Below are 19584 nucleotides of genomic sequence, written 5' to 3'. Positions count from 1 at the left end.
GCCCCGCTGTGGGAGAGTTGCCCTCCGAACGTAAAATCGCCCGCTTTCGCGGCACGTCGCCGCGCTACCGTCCAATGTCCGGCCCCCTGCCGGCCAGCTTCATGTTGACCTTCCAGCAAATCATTCTCAAATTGCAGTCGTACTGGGCCGACAAGGGCTGCGCGCTGCTGCAACCGTACGACATGGAGGTCGGCGCGGGCACTTCCCATACCGCCACCTTCCTGCGCGCACTGGGCCCCGAGCCCTGGAAAGCGGCCTACGTGCAGCCCAGCCGCCGCCCCAAGGACGGCCGCTACGGTGAGAACCCCAACCGCCTGCAGCACTACTACCAGTACCAGGTCGTGCTGAAGCCGGCGCCCTCGAACATCCTCGAGCTCTACCTCGGCAGCCTCGAGGCCCTGGGCTTCGACCTCAAGAAGAACGACATCCGCTTCGTCGAAGACGACTGGGAGAACCCCACGCTCGGCGCCTGGGGCCTGGGCTGGGAGGTGTGGCTCAACGGCATGGAGGTGACGCAGTTCACCTACTTCCAGCAGGTCGGCGGCATCGACTGCAAGCCCATCACCGGCGAGATCACCTATGGCCTGGAGCGCCTGGCCATGTACCTGCAGGGCGTGGACAACGTCTACAACCTCACCTGGACCGACGGCCTGAGCTACGGCGATGTCTACAAGCAGAACGAGGTCGAGCAGTCGACCTACAACTTCGAGCACAGCGACGCCGAGTTCCTGTTCACCGCCTTCAACGCGCACGAGAAGCAGGCCAAGCACCTCATGGACGCCCAGCTCGCGCTGCCTGCCTACGAGCAGGTGCTGAAGGCCGCGCACAGCTTCAACCTGCTGGACGCGCGCGGCGCGATCAGCGTGACCGAGCGCGCCGCCTACATCGGCCGCATCCGCAACCTCGCGCGCAGCGTCGCGCAGAGCTACTACGACAGCCGCGAGCGCCTGGGCTTCCCGATGGCGCCGCGCGAGTGGGTCGCGCAGATCCCCCCGAAGAAGGCCGCCTGAGCGATGACGACCCCCATGAACAAGAACTCCCTCCTGGTCGAACTGTTTGTCGAAGAGCTGCCGCCGAAGGCATTGAAGAAGCTCGGCGACGCCTTTGCGGGCGTGCTGCGCGACCAGCTCGTGGCCCAGGGCCTGGCCGAGGCCGGCTCTGTGCTGACCTCCTACGCCTCGCCGCGCCGCCTCGCAGCGCACATCACGCACGTGGCCGACCGTGCCGCCGACAAGGCTGTGTCGCAGAAGCTCATGCCCGTGGCCGTGGGCCTCGACGCCTCGGGCCAGCCCACGCCCGCGCTGCTCAAGCGCCTGGGCGCGCTCGGCGCCGACGCCTCCGCCGTGCCTGGCCTCAAGCGCGCCATGGACGGCAAGGCCGAAGCCCTGTTCTACGAAAGCACCGCCAAGGGCGCCACGCTGGCCGAGGGCCTGCAGAAGGCGCTGGCCGAGGCGATCGCCAAGCTGCCCATTCCGAAGGTCATGAGCTACCAGCTCGAAACCGGCTGCGAGCTGCCGGGCTGGACCAGCGTGAGCTTCGTGCGCCCCGCGCACGGCCTCGTGGCGCTGCACGGCGACGCCGTGGTGCCGGTCGAGGCGCTGGGCCTGAAGGCCGGCCGCGAAACGCACGGCCACCGCTTCGAGGCGGCGGTCGATCCGGTCGTGCTGCGCGACGCCAACAGCTACGCGCTGCAGATGCAGGAAGACGGCGCCGTCATCGCCAGCTTCGAGGCGCGCCGCGCGGAGATCGCGCGCCAGCTCGCAGCGGCCGCGGTGACGGTCGGCGGCGGCTCGGTCCCGATCCAGGACGAAGCCCTGCTCGACGAAGTGACCGCGCTGGTCGAGCGCCCGAACGTGCTGGTCTGCAGCTTCGAGCGCGAGTTCCTCGAAGTGCCGCAGGAGTGCCTCATCCTCACGATGAAGGCCAACCAGAAGTACTTCCCGCTGCTCGACGCCTCGGGCAGGCTCACCAACAGGTTCCTCGTCGTCAGCAACATCAGCCCCGACGATGCGAGCGCGGTCATCGGCGGCAACGAGCGCGTGGTGCGCCCGCGCCTGGCCGACGCCAAGTTCTTCTTCGACCAGGACCGCAAGAAGTCGCTGGCCTCGCGCGTCGAGTCGCTGGGCAAGGTGGTCTATCACAACAAGCTGGGCACGCAGGGCGAGCGCGTGGAGCGCGTGATGCGCATCGCCCGCGGCATTGCGGACAAGCTCGGCGGTGCGAGCCTCGCGGCGCACGCCACGCAGGCCGCCCAGCTGGCCAAGGCCGACCTCGTGACCGACATGGTCGGCGAGTTCCCCGAGCTGCAGGGCATCATGGGCCGCTACTACGCCCAGCACGACGGCCTCGACGCTTCGGTGGCCGACGCCATCGAGGACCACTACAAGCCGCGCTTCGCCGGCGACGAGCTGCCGCGCAACAGCGTGGGCCTCGTTGTTGCGCTGGCCGACAAGCTCGAGACGCTGGTCGGCATGTTCGGCATCGGCAACCTGCCCACCGGCGACCGTGACCCGTTCGCGCTGCGCCGCCATGCGCTGGGCGTGATCCGCATGCTGATCGAGAAGGACCTTCCGCTGGGGCTCGACTCGCTGCTGCAGGAAACCGCCGCGCAGTTCGGCGGCATCGCCGGCTTCGAGAGCAGCCGCGCCACCGGCGAGCTGCAGGATTTCATCCTCGACCGCCTTGCCGGCAGCCTGCGCGAGCAGGGCGCCAGCGCGCAGGAAGTCGAGGCCGTGCTGGCCCCGCGCCCGCAACGCCTGGGCGAGGTGCCCAAGCTGCTGGCCGCCGTGCGCGCCTTCGCCGCCCTGCCGGCCGCAGCCGCACTGGCCGCCGCCAACAAGCGCATCGGCAACATCCTCAAGAAGGCCCCCGAGGCCGACGCGCACGTCAGCGAACTGCTGCTGCAGGAGCCCGCCGAGAAGGCGCTGCACGCGGCCATGGCACAGGTCGTGCCCGCCGCCAATGCGCAGTTCGAAGCCGGCGACTACACCGCTTCGCTGCAGACGCTGGCCGCGCTGCGCGAGCCGGTCGACGCCTTCTTCGACGGGGTGATGGTCAACGCCGAGCAGGCCGACCTGCGCCTGAACCGCCTGGGCCTGCTGATGTCGCTGCACGCCGCGATGAACCGCGTGGCGCAGCTAGAGCGGCTGGCCGTCTGAGCATTCTTCGTCCGGCAACACCACCATGGGCGGCACCGCCATGAAACTCGTCATCCTCGACCGCAACGGCACGATCAACGTGCACCGCGAAGACTTCGTGAAGAGCGACATCGAGTGGACGCCGCTGCCCGGTGCGCTGGAGGCCGTCGCGCGGCTCAACCATGCGGGGTGGCACGTGGTGATCGCGTCGAACCAGTCGGGCCTGGGCCGCGGGCTGTTCGACATGGCCTCGCTCAATGCGATGCACGCCAAGATGCACAAGATGCTCGCGGCCGTGGGCGGCAAGGTCGATGCGGTGTTCTACTGCCCGCACAGTCCCGACGAGAACTGCGACTGCCGCAAGCCCAAGCCGGGCCTGTTCCTGCAGATCGGCGACCGCTACGGCATCGATCTCCAGGGCGTGCCCACGTGCGGCGACAGCCTGCGCGACCTGCAGGCCGGCGCGGCCGCCGGCTGCGAGCCGCACCTGCTGCTCACGGGCATGGGCGCGGCCTGCCGCGGCGTCGATCCGCTTCCTCCCGAATACCCGGCGAACACGATGGTCCACGACGACCTCGCCGCCTTTGTCGATTTTCTGCTCGCGCGCGAAGCGCGGGATGCAATGCAGGTGGCTGTCTGATGGCGTTGTTCCGTTCCGTTCTCCACGCACTGTGGATGCTCGTCACCGTGGTGCCCTGGGGCATCATCATGTGCGTCAGCTCGCTCTGGAAGCGCGGCGTGCCGCTCTACTGGATGGCCGTGCGCTGGCTCGGCTGGGCCATCGGCGGCGCGCGCGTGCTGCTGGGCATCAGGACGCGCGTGAGCGGCATGGAGAACCTGCCGACCGACAAGCTCGCCGGCGCGGTCCTGCTGGTGAAGCACCAGTCCACGCTCGAGACCTTCCTGATGCCCACGCTGATGCCGCATCCGCTGGCCTACGTGTTCAAGAAGGAGCTGCTCTACATCCCCTTCTTCGGCTGGGCGATGGCGCGGCTGGACATGATCCACATCGACCGCAGCCAGCGCGCGCAGGCCTTCAACAAGGTGGTGAACCAGGGCCGCAAGCTGCTCGCGCAGGGCATCTGGATCATCATGTTCCCCGAGGGCACGCGCATCCCGCGCGGGCAGAAGGGCACCTACAAGAGCGGCGGCACGCGGCTGGCCTGCGAGACCGGCGTGCCGGTGATTCCCATCGCCGTGACCTCGGCCAAGGTGTGGCCGCGCAAGGCCTTCATCAAGCGTCCGGGCGTGGTCGACGTGTCCATCGGGCCGGCCATTTCCAGCGTGGGCCGCAAGCCCGACGAGCTGATGCGCGAGGTCGAGGAATGGATCGAGGCCGAGATGCGCCGCCTCGACCCCGAGGCCTACGTGAACAGCCCGCCCCAGCCCGCGCGGCAGGAAGCGGTGAGCTGAGCCCGGGCCGCCGCAAGAGAAGCACAGACGCCAGGAAGCCCGCCATGGGGGGACTGCTCCGGTTCACGATGGACCTGTTCGAAGGGCTGGGGAGCGAGTTCGCGCCCCCGGCGCCTGCGCCGGCACGTCCGCGCCGGACCAGGAAGCCCAAGCCGGCGGTTCCGCCCTCGGTGCTGCCCGACGCGGCCGTCCTGCCCCCTGAGCCCGTCGACCCGAGTGCGCCGCCCGCGGTGCCCCTGGCCGACACGCTGACGCTCGCGACCTTCGCGCATCCCCAGGCCACGCGTGAAGTGGTGCTGGGCTCGGCTCGCGTGGCCTACGAGTTCAAGCGCGGCAAGCGCAAGACCATCGGCTTCCTGGTGGGCGCGGAGGGGCTGTCGGTTCGCGCGCCGCGCTGGGTGGCGCTGCGCGACGTCGATGCGGCCATCCACGAGAAGTCGGACTGGATCCTGCGCAAGCTCAACGAGACGCGCCAGCGCCTCGCGCGGGTGGAAGCCACGCGCATCGAATGGAAGGACGGCGCGGCCTTTCCGTTCCTGGGTGAGCCGGTGGTGATGCGGCTCGATCCGAAGCACGGCTTCGCCAGCGTGGGCGGCACGCTGGATGCGGCCACCGATGAAGGCGCGCCGCGCGTCCTGCGGCTGGCCGTCTCGCAGAACGCCGAGCCCTCGCAGATACGCGACGCTGCGCAGGCCTGGTTGATGCGCCAGGCGCGCAAGCTCTTCATCGAGCGGCTGGACCATTTCGCGCCGCTGCTGGGCGTGCAGTGGCAGAAGCTGTCGCTCTCCAATGCCGCCACGCGCTGGGGCAGCGCCAGCGCCGACGGGTCGATCCGGCTCAACTGGCGGCTGATCCACTTCCGGCTGCCGGTGATCGACTACGTCGTCGCGCACGAGCTGGCCCACCTGCGGGTGATGGACCACTCGCACCGCTTCTGGGAAACGGTGGAGAGCGTGCTGCCCGACTACGACGCGCTGCGCAAGCAGCTCAAGGACGAGGCGGTTCCGCGCTGGAACTGAGGCTGAGGCCGGGGCTCCCCTGCCTCGGATCAAGGCTTCAGGGCACGGCCTTGATGGGGATGTACATCTCGCCCCCGCCGGCCATGAACTCCTTCGACTTCTCCTCCATGCCTTCGCTCATGGCCTGATCCTCGGCCACGCCCTTCTTCGCGGCGTACTCGCGCACCTCCTGCGTGATCTTCATCGAGCAGAACTTGGGGCCGCACATCGAGCAGAAGTGCGCCACCTTGCTCGAATCCTTCGGCAGCGTCTCGTCGTGGAATTCGCGCGCGGTGTCGGGGTCCAGGCCCAGGTTGAACTGGTCCTGCCAGCGGAACTCGAAGCGCGCCTTGCTCAGCGCGTCGTCGCGCGAGCGAGCACCCGGATGGCCCTTGGCCACGTCCGCCGCGTGCGCGGCGATCTTGTACGCGATGATCCCCTGCTTCACGTCGTCGCGGTCGGGCAGGCCCAGGTGCTCCTTCGGCGTCACGTAGCAGAGCATCGCGGTGCCGGCCCAGCCGATCATGGCCGCGCCGATGGCGCTGGCGATGTGGTCGTAGCCCGGCGCGATGTCGATGGTCAGCGGGCCCAGCGTGTAGAACGGCGCCTCGTGGCAGTGCTTCAACTGCTCGTCCATGTTCGACTGGATCATGTGCATCGGCACGTGGCCGGGCCCTTCGATCATGGTCTGCACGTCGTGCTTCCACGCGACCTGCGTGAGCTCTCCCAGCGTGCGCAGCTCGGCGAACTGCGCCTCGTCGTTGGCGTCGGCGCCCGAGCCCGGGCGCAGGCCGTCGCCGAGCGAGAAGCTCACGTCGTAGGCCTTCATGATGTCGCAGATGTCCTCGAAGTGCGTGTAGAGGAAGCTCTCCTTGTGGTGCGCGATGCACCACTTGGCCATGATCGATCCGCCGCGCGACACGATGCCCGTCATGCGGTTGGCCGTCAGGTGGATGAAGGGCAGGCGCAGGCCGGCGTGGATGGTGAAGTAGTCGACGCCCTGTTCCGCCTGCTCGATGAGCGTGTCGCGGTAGATCTCCCAGGTGAGGTCCTCGGCCACGCCGCCCACCTTCTCGAGCGCCTGGTAGATGGGCACGGTGCCGATCGGCACCGGGCTGTTGCGCACGATCCAGTCGCGCGTGGTGTGGATGTTCTTGCCGGTGGAAAGGTCCATCACGTTGTCCGCGCCCCAGCGGATGGCCCACACCAGCTTCTCCACTTCCTCCTCGATGCTCGAGGTGACGGCCGAGTTGCCGATGTTGGCGTTGATCTTCACCTTGAAGTTGCGGCCGATGGCCATCGGCTCGACTTCGGGGTGGTTGATGTTGGCCGGGATGATCGCGCGGCCGCGCGCCACCTCGTCGCGCACGAACTCGGGGGTGATGATGCGCGGGATGCTCGCGCCCATCGGGTTGCCCGCCACGCGCTTCGCGCGTTCCTCGTTGGCGAGGTATTCGGCCATCCACTCGCGCTTGCCGTTCTCGCGCAGGGCCACGTATTCCATCTCGGGCGTGACGATGCCGCGGCGCGCGTAGTGCATCTGCGTGACGTTGGAGCCCGACTTCGCGCGGCGCGGCGTGCGCTGCAGCGCCGAGGCGCCGGCGCGCAGTTCGGCCAGGCGCTGGGCGTCGCGGTCCTCGTTCTTCGCGCCATCGTCCAGCGCGTGGTGCACGCGGCCTTCGTAGCTCTCGGTGTCGCCTCGTTCGGCGATCCACGGTCCGCGCACGTCGGGCAGGCCGCGGCGCACGTCGATCTCGACCTTCGGGTCGGTGTAGGGGCCGGAGGTGTCGTAGAGCGAGACGGTCTCGCCGTTGGTCAGCTGCACGTCGCGCACGGGCACGAACAGGTCGGGCCGGCTGCCCGGGATCACGCACTTGTGCGACGCGGGAAAGGGCTCGCGCGTGAGCGTGAGCAGCGAGGTGAACTTGTCGGGGGCATTCATCGGAGGCACTCCTTGTGGACAGAAAGGGTGCTCCGCAATCGCTCGGTGGCCTTCGGCAGAAGCCCGTCACGGAAGGTGGACGGACCGAAGTCAGGGAGTGCAGCTCTTCTTACGCCGGTATGACCCGGATCAAGTTCGCGGGTCGGCAGCTTTGCCATCTCAGCACGCCACATGCGTGCACCCCGGAGCGGGGCCGATTGTGCGAGCCTCGGCCGGGCGCGTCAACCCGCGGGTTGTTACCGCAGGTCGCCGTCGACGTAGTACCAGCGCCCGTCCTCGCGCACGAAGCGGCTGCGCTCGTGCAGGCGCGTGGCGGTGCCCGAGGGGCCGCGCTGGCGCGCGACGAACTCGACCTCGGCGTGGTCCGCGTCGAGCACCGAGCGCGCGCGGACGTCCAGTCCCAGCCACTTGACGCCCGGCTCGAACTCGACGGAAGCGGGGCGTTTCGATTCGTGCCAGGTGGCGAGCAGGTATTCGCCTCTCTCCAGCACGAAGGCCGAATAGCGCGAGCGCATCAGCGATTCGGCATCGGGCGCGGGCGTGCGGTCGAAGTCGTCGAGATAGCGGCCGCAGCAAAGGGAAAAGGCGATGGGTTTGTCGCGGCGGTCGGTCCGGCCGCAAGGGCAGGGCCTGGATTGGGGATCGGGTGCACTCATGAAGACCTGCATTGGAACACCTTGCGGCCCTTGTGCCGAGAGGGCAAGCCCGCGGATGGGCCATGGAGGCCCGCTCGCGGCGATGGCCTCGAAGACGCCGCCATGCCGCAGCGCCTCGCAGCGAATGGCGGCACCCCTACCGGAACATCACCCACTCGGGCCGCATGTTGAAGCGCACCGGCAGGATGCTGACGCCCAGCCCGCTCGTGACGTACATGCGCCTGTCCTTGTGCGTGATCCATCCGTAGGCCCACTCGCGAGGGGCCGCGCCCGGCACGATCAGCGCCCCGTAGCCCGGCACGCTCACCTGTCCGCCGTGCGTGTGCGCGGCCACCACCAGCCCGTGCGTGCGCGGCATGGTCGCGAAGCTGAAGGGGTCGTGCATCATGACCAGCGTCGCTGCATCGGCCGGCACGCCGGCCAGCGCGCGCATCGGCTCCGAATGGCCGGTCGAATGGTCGCCGATGCCGACCACCCAGATGTCGTGGCCGGGCAGGCGCGCCGAGGCGTTCTCCAGCACGCGGATGCCCTGCTCGGCCAGCGCCTTGGCGATGCGCTGTCCGCCGTGCCACCAGTCGTGGTTGCCGAGCACCGCGTACACGCCCTGCGGCGCCTTGAGTCTGCCGAGCACGGCTGCCATATCCTCGACGGGCAGGGGCTCGTCGTCCTCGCCCGTGCCCGCGAGGAAGTCGCCCGGCAGCAGCACCACGTCGGGCTGCGCGGCGTTGATCTCGTCGACGATGCGTGCGGCGCGCTCCACGCCGGTGACGCGCCATGCGGAGCGCGACGTGAGATGCCAGTCGCTCGCCACCGCGACCTTCAGGCCGGCGGGAGTCTGCCATTGCTCGGAGCTCAGCGGCTCGACGCGCGCAGCCACCCAGCGCGGTTCGATGACGAAGCCCCAGACGGCCAGCGTCGCGAGCACGATGGCCGCGGCGTACAGCCAAGCCGGGCGCCGCCCGCGACCTTCGCTCACGTCACGCCAGCGCGCGCTGGATCAGCAGCTTCTGGATGTCCGACGTGCCTTCGTAGATCTGGCAGACCCGCACGTCGCGGTAGATGCGCTCCAGCGGAAAGTCGTTCACGTAGCCGTAGCCGCCCAGCGTCTGGATGGCCGCGCTGCACACGCGCTCGGCCATCTCGCTCGCGAAGAGCTTGGCCATGGCGGCCTCCTTCAGGCAGGGCAGGCCGGCGTCGCGCAGGCTCGCGGCGTGCCAGATCAGCTGGCGCGCGGCCTCGATCTGCGTCGCGCATTCGGCGAGGCGGAAGCCCACGGCCTGCTGATCGAAGATGGAGCCGCCGAAGGCCTGGCGCTCCTTGGCGTAGGCCAGCGCGGCATCGAAGGCGCTGCGCGCCATGCCCACGCTCTGCGCGGCGATGCCGATGCGCCCGCCTTCCAGCGCGCCGAGCGCGATCTTGTAGCCCTCGCCCTCCGCGCCGATGAGGTTCTCGCGCGGAATGCGGCAGCCGTCGAAGTTGATCTGCGCGGTGTCGCTGCTGTGCTGGCCGAGCTTGTCCTCCAGCCGTGCGACGTTGTAGCCGGGCGTGTCGGTGGGCACGATGAACGCGCTCATGCCGCGCTTGCCGGCGCCCTTGTCGGTCACCGCGATGACGATGGCCACCTGGCCGTTCTTGCCGCTGGTGATGAACTGCTTCACGCCGTCGATCACGTAGCCGTCGCCGTCCTTGCGCGCGGTGGTGCGCAGGCTCGATGCATCGCTGCCGGCCTGCGGCTCGGTCAGGCAGAAGGCGCCGAGCATCCGGCCCTGCGCCAGCGGCTCGAGCCACTGCTTCTTCTGCTGCGCGTTGCCGTAGCGCATGAGGATGGCGTTGACGGGGCAGTTGGTCACGCTGATCGCGGTGCTGGTGCCGCCGTCGCCGGCCGCGATTTCCTCCAGCACCAGCGCGAGCGTGAGGTAGTCGAGGCCGGCGCCGCCATGCTCCTCGGGCACGCAGATGCCGTAGGCGCCCAGCGCCGCGAGGCCCTGGTGGGCCTCCTTGGGAAAGCTGTGCTCGCGGTCCCACTTCGCGGCGTTGGGCCAGAGTTCGGCTTGCGAGAAGTCGCGCACCGCGTCGCGGATGGCTTCCTGGTCTGCTGTCAACAACATGGCAGTTCCTTCTATGTGACGAGGCGGTCGCCGCCGGGCCGCCCCAAGGCGGACCGCGCCTCCCCCTCGGGGGGTGGAGTTACACGAGCAACGCGAGTGAAAAGCCGGGGGGCAGCATTCACTTGCCGGCGCCCAGATCCATGATCAGGCGCGCAGCCATGTACAGGCGGCGCGGAATCGCGCTGATGTCCACATACTCGGCCTTGTCACTGTGGTAGCCGAAACCGGGCAGGCCCAGGCTTTCGATCACTGGCTTGCCTGAGAGCGCAGCGTAGGCCGCGTCGGTGCCGCCGCCGGTGCGCTCTTCCACGCCCAGCGTGCCGCCGGCTTCCTTGTAGTAGGCCACCGCCTTGTCGACCAGCTTCTTGCCGCCTTCGCCGGCATTGAAGGCCGGGCGGCCGCGCGTGACGATCACCTTCACGTCGGCCTCGGGCAGCTTCTTCTGCTGCGCGCGCTCTTCCAGCGTCTTCATGGCGGCGTCGAAGTCCTCGTTGCGCGCGTAGCGCACGTCGGCGTTCAGCGTGGCGCTGGCGGGGATGATGTTCGAGACGTTGCCGGCCTTGGCGATGGTCCAGTTGAAGCGCAGGTTCTTCGCCTTGTCGTCGATGTTCATCGTGCGCAGCACCAGGTCGGAGGCCTCGACCAGCGCGTTCACGCCCAGCTCGGGCGCGGCGCCGGCATGCGAGGCCTTGCCGGTGATGTTGACCTGCACGTAGGCGATGCCCGAGGTGCCCAGCGAGAGTTTTTCGTCGCCTGCGCTGGTGGGCTCGAAGGAGAGCACGTAGTCGGCCAGCTTGGCTTCTTCCTGGATCAGGTCGCGCGAGCCGAAGGAACCCTTTTCCTCGTCGGTGTTGAACAGCACGGTGATGGTGCCGTAGTCGCGCACGCCGTATTCCTTCAGCAGCTTGAGCGTGTGCAGGATGACCGCGTTGCCGCCCTTGTCGTCGGCTATGCCCGGGCCGTAGGCCTTGTCGCCTTCGACGCGGAACGGGGCCTTCGCGAGAATGCCCTTGAGGTAGACGGTGTCCATGTGCGACATCAGCAGCAGGTTCTTGCCGCCGCGGCCCTTGATCTTGCCCACGATGTTGTCGCCCACCACCAGGCCGGCCGACTTGCTGCGCGTGACGGTGAAGCCCAGGTTCTTGAGCTCGGCCTCGAGGAAGTTGCCCGCGGCGGCGATGCCCTCGGCGTCACCGGTGCCGGTCTCGATGTTGACCAGCTTCTCCAGCGTCTTGATCACGGCCGGCTGCTCGTCGGTGGCGGCCTGGAACAGCACGTTGTCGCGCTTCTGGGCCAGGGCGGTGCCCGCCACGAAGGCGGTGGCCAGCACGGCGGCAATGGCTGTGCGGTGGATGGATGGGCGCATGGAATCTCCTGCTCTACGCATTGTTCGTTCGGGTTGTCGGAATGAAAAAAGCTGGTGGACGCCTGTTGTCGGGCGTCCCCAGCCATGGTTCTTATAGCAATTCGAGTGCCACTGCGGTGCCTTCGCCCCCACCGATGCACAGCGTCGCCACGCCGCGCGTCTTGCCGCGCGCCTTCAGCGCGTGAATCAGCGTGACCATGATGCGCGCGCCGCTGGCGCCGATCGGGTGGCCCAGTGCGCAGGCGCCGCCGTGAACGTTGACGATGTCGTGCGACACGTCGAGTTCGTGCATCAGCGCCATCGGCACCACGGCGAAGGCCTCGTTCACTTCCCAGAGGTCGACGTCGCGCGCCTTCCAGCCGGTCTTGGCGAAGAGCTTCTGCACGGCGCCGACGGGCGCGGTCGAGAACCACTCGGGCTGCTGCGCGTGCGTGGCATGGCCGACGATGCGCGCGATGGGCTTCGCGCCGATCTTCTTCGCGTGCGACTCGGTCATCATCACCAGCGCGGCCGCGCCGTCGTTGATCGACGAGCTGGATGCGGCGGTGATGGTGCCGCCGTCCTTCTTGAACGCGGGCTTGAGCGTGGGGATCTTGTCGAGCTTGACCTTGCCCGGGCCCTCGTCGACCGAGATCACGGTTTCGCCGCTGCGGCCCTTGACGGTGACGGGCGCGATCTCGTCCTTGAAGAGGCCGGTGTCGGTGGCCTTCTTGGCGCGCTCGACGCTGGCGATGGCGAAGGCGTCCTGCTGCTCGCGCGTGAACTTGTACTTGGCGGCGCAGTCCTCGCCGAAGGTGCCCATGCTGCGGCCCGGCTGGTAGGCGTCTTCGAGGCCGTCGAGCATCATGTGGTCGAAGATGCGGTCGTGGCCCATGCGGTAGCCGCCGCGGCCCTTGAGCATGAGGTAGGGAGCGTTGGTCATGCTTTCCATGCCGCCGGCCACCATCACCTCGTGCGTGCCCGCCAGCAGCAGGTCGTGCGCAAGCATCGCGGCCTTCATGGCCGAGCCGCACATCTTGCTGAGCGTGACCGCGCCCGCGCTGTCGGGCAGGCCGCCCTTGTAGGCCGCCTGGCGCGCCGGGGCCTGGCCCTGGCCGGCCATCAGGCAGTTGCCGAACAGCACCTCGCCCACGGTGTCGGGCGCGATGCCCGCGCGCTCGACGGCGGCCTTGATGGCCACGCCGCCGAGGTCGTGCGCGGAGAGGGAGGCGAAGTCGCCCTGGAAGCCGCCCATGGGGGTGCGGGCGGCGCCGACGATAACGATGGATTCGGACATTGCGGGTCTCCTTTGGATATGTTGAAAAAATCGGGTGTCCGGATACAGAGGGCGCCGAGGTTTCGCGAAGGTCGCGGAAGAAGACCACTAAAGGATCTGCCGTTTCCTTTTGCGCTCCTTGCGCGATCTTCACGTCGTCTGCGTCCGGCTGTCGGTTTCTAGAAGTGTGTCGCGTGCCCCTCGTGTCTGAAGCGCTGCGACTCTTCGTACGGGAACACGTCCAGCATCTGCCCGGCCTGGATGCGTTCCTTGTGGTGCTGCCAGAAGGCGGCGTCGAGCAGGTCGGCGTGGTGTGCCATGAAGGCCTCGCGCACGTCCTTGTTGCCCAGCAGGAAGGGCTCGAAGGTCTCGGGAAAGACGTCCTTCGGGCCCACCGAGTACCAGACCTCGCCGCTCATCTCGTCCTCCTCGTTGCGCGGCGCAGGCACCTTGCGGAACTGGCAGTCGGTGACGTATTCGATCTCGTCGTAGTCGTAGAACACGACCTTGCCGCCGCGCGTGAGGCCGAAGTTCTTCCAGAGCATGTCGCCGGGGAAGATGTTGGCGGCCACCATGTCCTTGATCGCATTGCCGTATTCGACCACTGCATGCGCGAGCTGCTCCTTCGCGCGCTTCGCATGCGCCGGGCTCTCGGGGTTGGCCAGCGCGTCGAAGGCCTCCTGCAGGTAGATGTTCAGCGGGATCATGCGCCGTTCGATGTAGACGTGCTTCACCACGAGCTCCATCTCGCCGTTGCCGTCGCGGTCGCCGATCTCCAGCTGGCTGGGAGCGAACCTGCGGATCTCCTCGATCAGCTCGGGCTCGAAGCGGTCCAGCGGAAAGCCCACGTCGCTGTACTCCAGCGTGTCGGCCATGCGGCCCACGCGGTCGTGATGCTTCACGAGCATGTACTTGCCCTTGATCTGCTCGCGCGTGGTGTCCTTCTGCGGCGGGTAGAAGTCCTTGATGACCTTGAACACGAACGGGAACGAAGGCAGGTCGAACACCAGCATCACCATGCCCTTGATGCCGGGCGCGATGCGGAAGCGGTCGCTCGAGTAGTTCAGGTGCGAGAGGAAGTCGCGGTAGAAGAGCGTCTTGCCCTGCTTCGCGAGGCCCAGCGCGTTGTAGATCTCGGCGCGCGGCTTGCGCGGCATCAGCGAACGCAGGAACTGCACCCAGGCAGAGGGCACTTCCATGTCGACCATGAAGTAGGCCCGCGCGAAGCTGAAGAGCATCTGCAGGTCGTCTTCGCCGAAGAGGGCCGCGTCGATGTAGAACCGGCCGCGGCTGTCGTGCAGTATGGGCAGCGAGAACGGCAGCTCGGTGAAGCCATTCATGATCTTGCCGACCACGTACGCGCCCTTGTTGCGGAAGAACAGCCCCGACAGCACCTGCAGCTGGAAGTTGGCGCGCAGCTTGACCTGGTGGAAGCGGCCCAGGATGGCGCTCGCCACGCGTTCCGCGTCGCGCCGCTTGTCGGCGAAGCTGCCGATCAGCGCGAAGTCGTCGAGCATCTGCTCGATGGTGTCGGCCAGCGTTTCGGGCCGGGGGTAGTAGGGGCGGTAGGTCGGTGCGCCGCGCGGCTCGATGTACTCGGTGCTGATGGCCGGTCGAACGAAGATGAAGTCGTTCTGAAAGTAGGCCCGGTGCAGGATCTTCGTGGTCACCGAGTTGAAGAAGGTCTCGGCCAGCTCGGGCTGGTGATGGTCCACCAGCAGGCCGATGTAGTGCAGCTTGGTCTGGTGCCACACGTCCATCGGCTGCTCGCCCGCCTTGAACTCCTTCTCGAGCCGGGCCACGGCCTCGCTCACGCGCAGGTCGTAGAACTCGATGCGCTCGCGCTGCGCGCGCTGCTGGCCGTGCCAGTCGGCGGTCTCGAAGCGGTGCTTGGCACGCGCCGACTCGGCCCTGAACAACCGGTAGTGCCGGTTGAAGCCGTCCATCATCGCCTTCGCGATGTCGTAGGCCAGCGGCGAATCGAGGCGCTGCGGGAACATGACGGGCGAAGCAGAGGCTGGAAGGCGGCGGGCCGCTCGGCGTCAGGACTGGCCGGAGCTCTCGGCCTTGGGCTGCACGCTCTGCGCCCCCACCGATCTCACCAACTCGCCGGGCTTGCTCCACTTGTGGCGGATGCGCTGCACGGTGGCCTTGTAGGCGGCATCCATCGGCTGGGTGCCGTCCACGCTCAGGCCCAGGTCCTGCAGCAGGCCGTCGTGCACGCCGAAGGTCCAGCCGTGGATCGTGACCTTCTGGCCTCGCGCCCAGGCATCGACCATCACGGTGCTCACCGCCACGTTCACCACCTGCTCGGCCACGTTGAGCTCGCACAGCGCATCGACGCGCGCTTCCTCGTCGGGCAGGCTGTCCAGCATCACGTGATGGCGGTCGCGCACGTCCTGGATGTGGCGGATCCAGTTGTCGGCCAGGCCGATCCGCGCGCCGCTGAGCGCGGCCTTCACGCCAGCGCAGCCGTAGTGGCCCACCACCATGATGTGCTCGACCTTCAGGTGCTCCACTGCGAACTGGATCGCCGAGAGCGCGTTGAGGTCGGAGTGCACCACGATGTTGGCGACGTTGCGGTGCACGAACACCTCGCCCGGTTCCAGGCCGGTGATCTGGTTGGCGGGCACGCGGCTGTCGGAGCAGCCGATCCACATGTAGCGCGGCGTCTGCTGCTTCACCAGGCTGGTGAAGAAGCCGGGCCGGTCGCGTTCCATCTGGGCGGACCAGGCACGGTTGTGAGCGAAGAGATCGTCGAGGGTCTGGGATTTGTCTGGCATGGTCGATATTGTCGGTGAGACGTGCTTCAGGCCTTGGCTTCGGCCTGTCCGTTGGCCTTGCCGGCCTTCTGTGCCTTGCTTTTCTGCGCCTTGGCGAGCGTTGCCCGCCCTTTCTTCTCGTGTTCCTTCACTTCCGCGAGGTTGGCCTGCAGTTCGGCGAGCTGCGCTTCCAGCTGGGCGCGGTGGGCGCCCAGCACGCCGAGGAAGCGCTCCAGCTGCGGCACGGTGTCGCGGGGGCTGTCGTACATGTCGAGGATGTCCTTGGCCTCCGTCAGGCTCAGGCCGAGGCGCTTGGCGCGCAGGGTGAGCGTGAGCCGCGCCCGGTCGCGCGCGCTGTAGATGCGCTGCAGGCCGGCGCGCTCGGGCGAGAGCAGGCCCATGTCCTCGTAGAAGCGGATCGCCCGCGTGGTGAGGTCGAATTCCTTCGCGAGCTGGCTGATGGTGAAGGTCTGCGCGGGCATGAAGACAGTGGCGGAAGGAGGGCCTTGTTGGGGGCGTTACGGGCGCGACAGCAGGTTTGCGCCGCGATCCCTACAATGGTGCCCTTGACTCATGACGTTTACGTAAACGTCAATCTTACATGAACCTCCTCGAACGCGAACTCCACTACCCCCTCGGCGACACGCTGCCCGAACCCGGCCAGGCCCTGGAGGTGGCTCCCGGCGTGCGCTGGATCCGCATGCGGCTGCCCTTCGCGCTCGACCACATCAACCTCTGGCTGCTGCGCGACAGCATCGACGGCGTCGAGGGCTGGACGGTGGTGGACTGCTGCATCGCCCGCGACGAGGCGCGCGCGCAGTGGGAGCAGGTGTTCGAGACACAGCTGCAGGGCATGCCGATCCTGCGCGTCATCGTCACCCACATGCACCCCGACCACATCGGCCTGGCCGACTGGCTGTGCAAGCGCTGGAACGTGCCGCTGTGGATCAGCTCCACCGACTACCACGTGGCCCGCGTGCTCAGCACCGCCGGCGACACCCTCGCCGGCGGCGAGCAGGCGGCGCGCTTCTTCGCCTCGCACGGCCTGACCGACCCCGAGGCGGTCGCCAAGATCCGCGCGCGCACCAACTACTACGCGAACATGGTGCCCTCGGTGCCCGACAGCTTCGTGCGCATGCTCGACGGCGACGTCGTCGACATCGGCGGCCACGCCTGGCGCTGCATCAGCGGCTACGGCCATGCGCCCGAGCACATCTCCCTGTACTGCGACGAGCTCAAGCTGCTGCTGGGCGGCGACATGATGCTGCCGCGCATCTCGACCAACGTGAGCGTGCACGCGGGCGAGCCCGAGGCGAACTCGCTGCGCCTCTTTCTCGACAGCATCGAGAAGTTCAAGGCGCTGCCGGCCGACACGCTGGGCCTGCCCGCGCACGGCAAGCCGTTCCGGGGCATCCATCGCCGCGTCGAGCAGCTGCAGGAGCACCACCGCGACCGGCTGGCCGAGCTGCTCGAAGCCTGCACGGCGCGCGGGCTCACGGCCGCGGAGGGCCTGCCGATCCTGTTCAAGCGCGAACTCGACCTGCACCAGATGACCTTCGCGATGGGCGAGACCGTCGCGCACCTGCACCTGCTGTGGTTCGCGGGCCAGGTGCGACGCGAGCTGGGCAAGGACGGCGTCTACCGCTTCGGTCCCAAGGCCGCGGCGGCTTAGACTCGCCGGATGGACGACATGCTGGCTCAGCTGCGCGCGGGCCGGCTGGCAGGCGCGACACGAATCGATCTCTCCTGCGGGCTCACCGAGTTTCCGCGGGAGGTGTTCGATCTCGCCGATTCGCTCGAGGTGCTGAACCTCTCGGGCAATGCGCTCGACACCCTGCCCGACGACCTGCACCGCCTTCACAGGCTGCGCGTTCTGTTCTGCTCCGACAACCGTTTCACCGCGCTGCCCGAATCCATCGGCCGCTGTCGGAGCCTCGACATCGTGGGCTTCAAGGCCAACCGCATCCGCAGCGTTCCGGCCGGCGCGCTGCCTGCGTCGCTGCGATGGCTGATCCTGACCGACAACGAGATCGAGGCGCTGCCCGATTCGCTGGGCGACTGCGCCCGGATGCAGAAGCTGATGCTCGCGGGCAACCGGCTGCGCACGCTGCCCGACTCGATGGCGAAGCTCGGGCGGCTCGAGCTGCTGCGCATCTCGGCCAACCGCTTCGAGGCGCTGCCCGGGTGGCTGCCGGCGCTGCCGCGCCTTTCGTGGCTCGCCTGCGCTGGCAACCCCTTCGACACGCAGGCCGAAGACGCCGCCATCGCCGCCCGATCGGTGCCGCACGTCGATTGGCGCGAGATCGTACTCGGCGAGAAGCTCGGCGAAGGCGCGTCGGGCGTGATCCATCGCGCGACCCTGGGTGCCGATTCCCAACCGGTGGCCGTCAAGCTCTTCAAGGGCGCGGTCACCAGCGACGGCTGGCCGCACAGCGAGATGGCCGCCAGCATCGCGGCCGGCGCGCATCCCACGCTGATCGCCGCGCGCAGCCGCATCGACGGGCATCCCGAAGGCACCGAAGGTCTCGTGATGGCGCTGGTCGATCCGGCATTCGCGACCCTCGCGGGGCCGCCCAGCCTCGCTTCGTGCACGCGCGACGTCTATGCCGAGGAAGCGAAGTGGAGCACCGCCGTGGCGCTGCGCATCGCCTGCGACATCGCCTCGGCCGCGCAGCATCTGCATGCGCGGGGGATCGTCCATGGCGATCTCTACGCGCACAACATCCTGTGGCATGCCCAAGGGGGCGGCCGGCTCGGCGACTTCGGCGCCGCGTGGCTCACCGGTGCGCTCGATGCGAAGCAGGCGCGGGCATTCCAGTCCCTGGAGGTGCGCGCCTTCGGCTGCCTGCTGGAAGAGCTTCTGCAGCGCTGCACCGACACGCCGCCGCAGGAGACGGTCGCTCTGAAGGAGCGCTGCCTCGGCGCCGACGCGGCGGCACGCCCCACCTTCGCCGAAGTCCTGTCCGTGCTGCAGAGGCACGCGCCTCGCCCATGACCCGCCGCCGGCCGCCACGGATGCCGCTGCCCACGCGCGAGGGCGTGGGCCCGAGCTGCATCGGCCTGCCGCACGGTACATGGCCGACCATCGCCGAGTTCCTGATCGAGCGCTTTCCCGTCATCACGCCCCAAGCCTGGATGGAGCGCATCGAAGCGGGAGAGGTCGTCGACGAGCACTGCGTGCCCGTGACCGCCACGCGCCGCTACCAGTCGCCGCTGCGCGTGTACTACTACCGCACGCTCGACGGCGAGGCGAGCATTCCCTTCGAGGAGGAGGTCGTCTTCCAGGACGACCAGCTGCTGGTCGTCGACAAGCCGCCCTTCGTGCCCGTGACGCCCAAGGGCAAGTACCTCAAGGAAAGCCTGCTGGTGCGCCTCAAGCGCAAGCTGGGGCTCGACGACCTCGTGCCGCTGCACCGCATCGACCGCAGTACCTCGGGGCTGGTGCTGTTCTCGGTGAAGCCCGCCACGCGCGGCGCCTACCAGTCGCTGTTTCCCGAGCGCCGCATCGCCAAGCACTACGAGGCCGTGGTGCCGTGGCATGAGGGCGTGTCGTCGGTGCCGGAGGTCTACCGCAGCCGCCTCGTGGACGACGACCACTTCATGCGCGTGCGCGAAGAACCCGGAGAGCCCAACTCCGAGACCCGCATCGAAGTGCTGAACGTGCAGGACGGCCTTGCGCTGCTGCGGCTGTCGCCCATCACCGGCCGCAGGCACCAGCTGCGCGTGCACTGCCTGGCGCTGGGGATGCCGATCGTGAACGACCCGATCTACCCCGTGCTGCTGCCCGAGGGCGCCGACGACTTCGCCCGGCCCATGCAGCTGCTCGCGCGTTCGCTTTCGTTCGCCGACCCCGTGACGGGGGAGCAGCGCAGCTTCGCCAGCCGCCGCAGCCTGCTGCTGACACCGAAGTGACGCGCGTGGGGAGGCGTGGGTAACGAGGCGTGTTT

At 68.3% G+C, this 19584-nt stretch carries 17 protein-coding genes and 1 riboswitch; of the genes, 8 read left to right on the top strand and 9 right to left on the bottom strand.

Annotation, left to right across the window (positions count from 1 at the left end; translation table 11 throughout):
- The first annotated feature begins 101 nt into the window (after window positions 1–101).
- The 5 genes from glyQ to ACTJLF_RS06290 are packed head-to-tail and all read left to right on the top strand — an operon-like array spanning window position 102 to window position 5569.
- Window positions 102–1010 carry a glycine--tRNA ligase subunit alpha gene (glyQ, locus tag ACTJLF_RS06310; protein WP_126186199.1) on the top strand — a complete coding sequence of 303 codons (909 nt, stop codon included), beginning with the start codon at window positions 102–104 and terminating at the stop codon, window positions 1008–1010.
- A gap of 15 nt (window positions 1011–1025) precedes the next feature.
- The gene (glyS, locus tag ACTJLF_RS06305) at window positions 1026–3158 is read left to right on the top strand and encodes a glycine--tRNA ligase subunit beta (RefSeq protein ID WP_440882698.1); all 2133 of its coding nucleotides are present in this window, start codon (window positions 1026–1028) and stop codon (window positions 3156–3158) included.
- Between the two features lie 25 nt (window positions 3159–3183).
- Complete coding sequence (gmhB, locus tag ACTJLF_RS06300) at window positions 3184–3777, top strand: D-glycero-beta-D-manno-heptose 1,7-bisphosphate 7-phosphatase (protein WP_019658499.1); 594 nt, start codon at window positions 3184–3186, stop codon at window positions 3775–3777.
- On the top strand, window positions 3777–4550 hold the full coding sequence (locus ACTJLF_RS06295; protein WP_019658500.1) for a lysophospholipid acyltransferase family protein: 774 nt from the start codon (window positions 3777–3779) through the stop codon (window positions 4548–4550). Before gmhB ends, ACTJLF_RS06295 begins: the two co-directional genes overlap by 1 nt.
- Before the next feature lie 44 nt (window positions 4551–4594).
- Entirely contained in the window at window positions 4595–5569 is a 975-nt protein-coding gene (locus ACTJLF_RS06290) for a M48 family metallopeptidase (protein ID WP_440882697.1), read from the top strand.
- A gap of 37 nt (window positions 5570–5606) precedes the next feature.
- Here ACTJLF_RS06290 and thiC read toward each other — a convergent pair whose 3' ends face one another.
- The 9 genes from thiC to ACTJLF_RS06245 all read right to left on the bottom strand — a co-directional run bounded on the left by thiC (window position 5607) and on the right by ACTJLF_RS06245 (window position 16119).
- Window positions 5607–7490, bottom strand: coding sequence for a phosphomethylpyrimidine synthase ThiC (gene thiC, locus ACTJLF_RS06285; RefSeq protein ID WP_019658502.1), 1884 nt, complete (start codon window positions 7488–7490; stop codon window positions 5607–5609).
- Between the two features lie 89 nt (window positions 7491–7579).
- A riboswitch (TPP riboswitch) is annotated at window positions 7580–7685 on the bottom strand.
- 41 nt (window positions 7686–7726) lie between these two features.
- Window positions 7727–8146 carry a YchJ family protein gene (locus ACTJLF_RS06280; protein WP_440882696.1) on the bottom strand — a complete coding sequence of 140 codons (420 nt, stop codon included), beginning with the start codon at window positions 8144–8146 and terminating at the stop codon, window positions 7727–7729.
- A gap of 136 nt (window positions 8147–8282) precedes the next feature.
- The gene (locus ACTJLF_RS06275) at window positions 8283–9122 is read right to left on the bottom strand and encodes a metallophosphoesterase (RefSeq protein WP_440882695.1); all 840 of its coding nucleotides are present in this window, start codon (window positions 9120–9122) and stop codon (window positions 8283–8285) included.
- A 1-nt stretch (window position 9123) separates the two neighbouring features.
- A complete protein-coding gene (locus ACTJLF_RS06270) occupies window positions 9124–10254 on the bottom strand; it encodes an acyl-CoA dehydrogenase family protein (protein ID WP_132753360.1) in 1131 nt (376 codons plus the stop codon).
- 118 nt (window positions 10255–10372) lie between these two features.
- Window positions 10373–11620: a glutamate carboxypeptidase gene (locus ACTJLF_RS06265; RefSeq protein WP_126186177.1), complete on the bottom strand. Its 1248-nt coding sequence runs from the start codon at window positions 11618–11620 to the stop codon at window positions 10373–10375.
- 91 nt (window positions 11621–11711) lie between these two features.
- On the bottom strand, window positions 11712–12896 hold the full coding sequence (locus ACTJLF_RS06260) for an acetyl-CoA C-acyltransferase (protein WP_132753362.1): 1185 nt from the start codon (window positions 12894–12896) through the stop codon (window positions 11712–11714).
- A gap of 158 nt (window positions 12897–13054) precedes the next feature.
- Complete coding sequence (aceK, locus tag ACTJLF_RS06255; RefSeq protein ID WP_126186175.1) at window positions 13055–14875, bottom strand: bifunctional isocitrate dehydrogenase kinase/phosphatase; 1821 nt, start codon at window positions 14873–14875, stop codon at window positions 13055–13057.
- 42 nt (window positions 14876–14917) lie between these two features.
- Window positions 14918–15658, bottom strand: a complete 741-nt coding sequence (gene can, locus ACTJLF_RS06250) for a carbonate dehydratase (RefSeq protein ID WP_126186174.1) — start codon at window positions 15656–15658, stop codon at window positions 14918–14920.
- A 26-nt stretch (window positions 15659–15684) separates the two neighbouring features.
- Complete coding sequence (locus ACTJLF_RS06245; protein WP_019658511.1) at window positions 15685–16119, bottom strand: MerR family transcriptional regulator; 435 nt, start codon at window positions 16117–16119, stop codon at window positions 15685–15687.
- 119 nt (window positions 16120–16238) lie between these two features.
- On the opposite strand from ACTJLF_RS06245, the gene ACTJLF_RS06240 reads away from it, so the two are divergent.
- The 3 genes from ACTJLF_RS06240 to ACTJLF_RS06230 are packed head-to-tail and all read left to right on the top strand — an operon-like array spanning window position 16239 to window position 19549.
- Window positions 16239–17309, top strand: coding sequence for an MBL fold metallo-hydrolase (locus ACTJLF_RS06240; RefSeq protein ID WP_019658512.1), 1071 nt, complete (start codon window positions 16239–16241; stop codon window positions 17307–17309).
- Between the two features lie 9 nt (window positions 17310–17318).
- A complete protein-coding gene (locus ACTJLF_RS06235) occupies window positions 17319–18632 on the top strand; it encodes a leucine-rich repeat-containing protein kinase family protein (RefSeq protein ID WP_440882694.1) in 1314 nt (437 codons plus the stop codon).
- A complete protein-coding gene (locus tag ACTJLF_RS06230; RefSeq protein WP_184606983.1) occupies window positions 18629–19549 on the top strand; it encodes a pseudouridine synthase in 921 nt (306 codons plus the stop codon). The genes ACTJLF_RS06235 and ACTJLF_RS06230 overlap by 4 nt, the downstream gene beginning before the upstream one ends.
- The last annotated feature ends 35 nt before the right edge of the window (window positions 19550–19584 follow it).

This window comes from Variovorax sp. 22077, from assembly GCF_052044195.1.
In the GTDB taxonomy this organism is placed as follows: Bacteria; Pseudomonadota; Gammaproteobacteria; order Burkholderiales; family Burkholderiaceae_C; genus Variovorax; species Variovorax atrisoli.
This window is presented reverse-complemented; position numbering and strand designations above follow the sequence as displayed.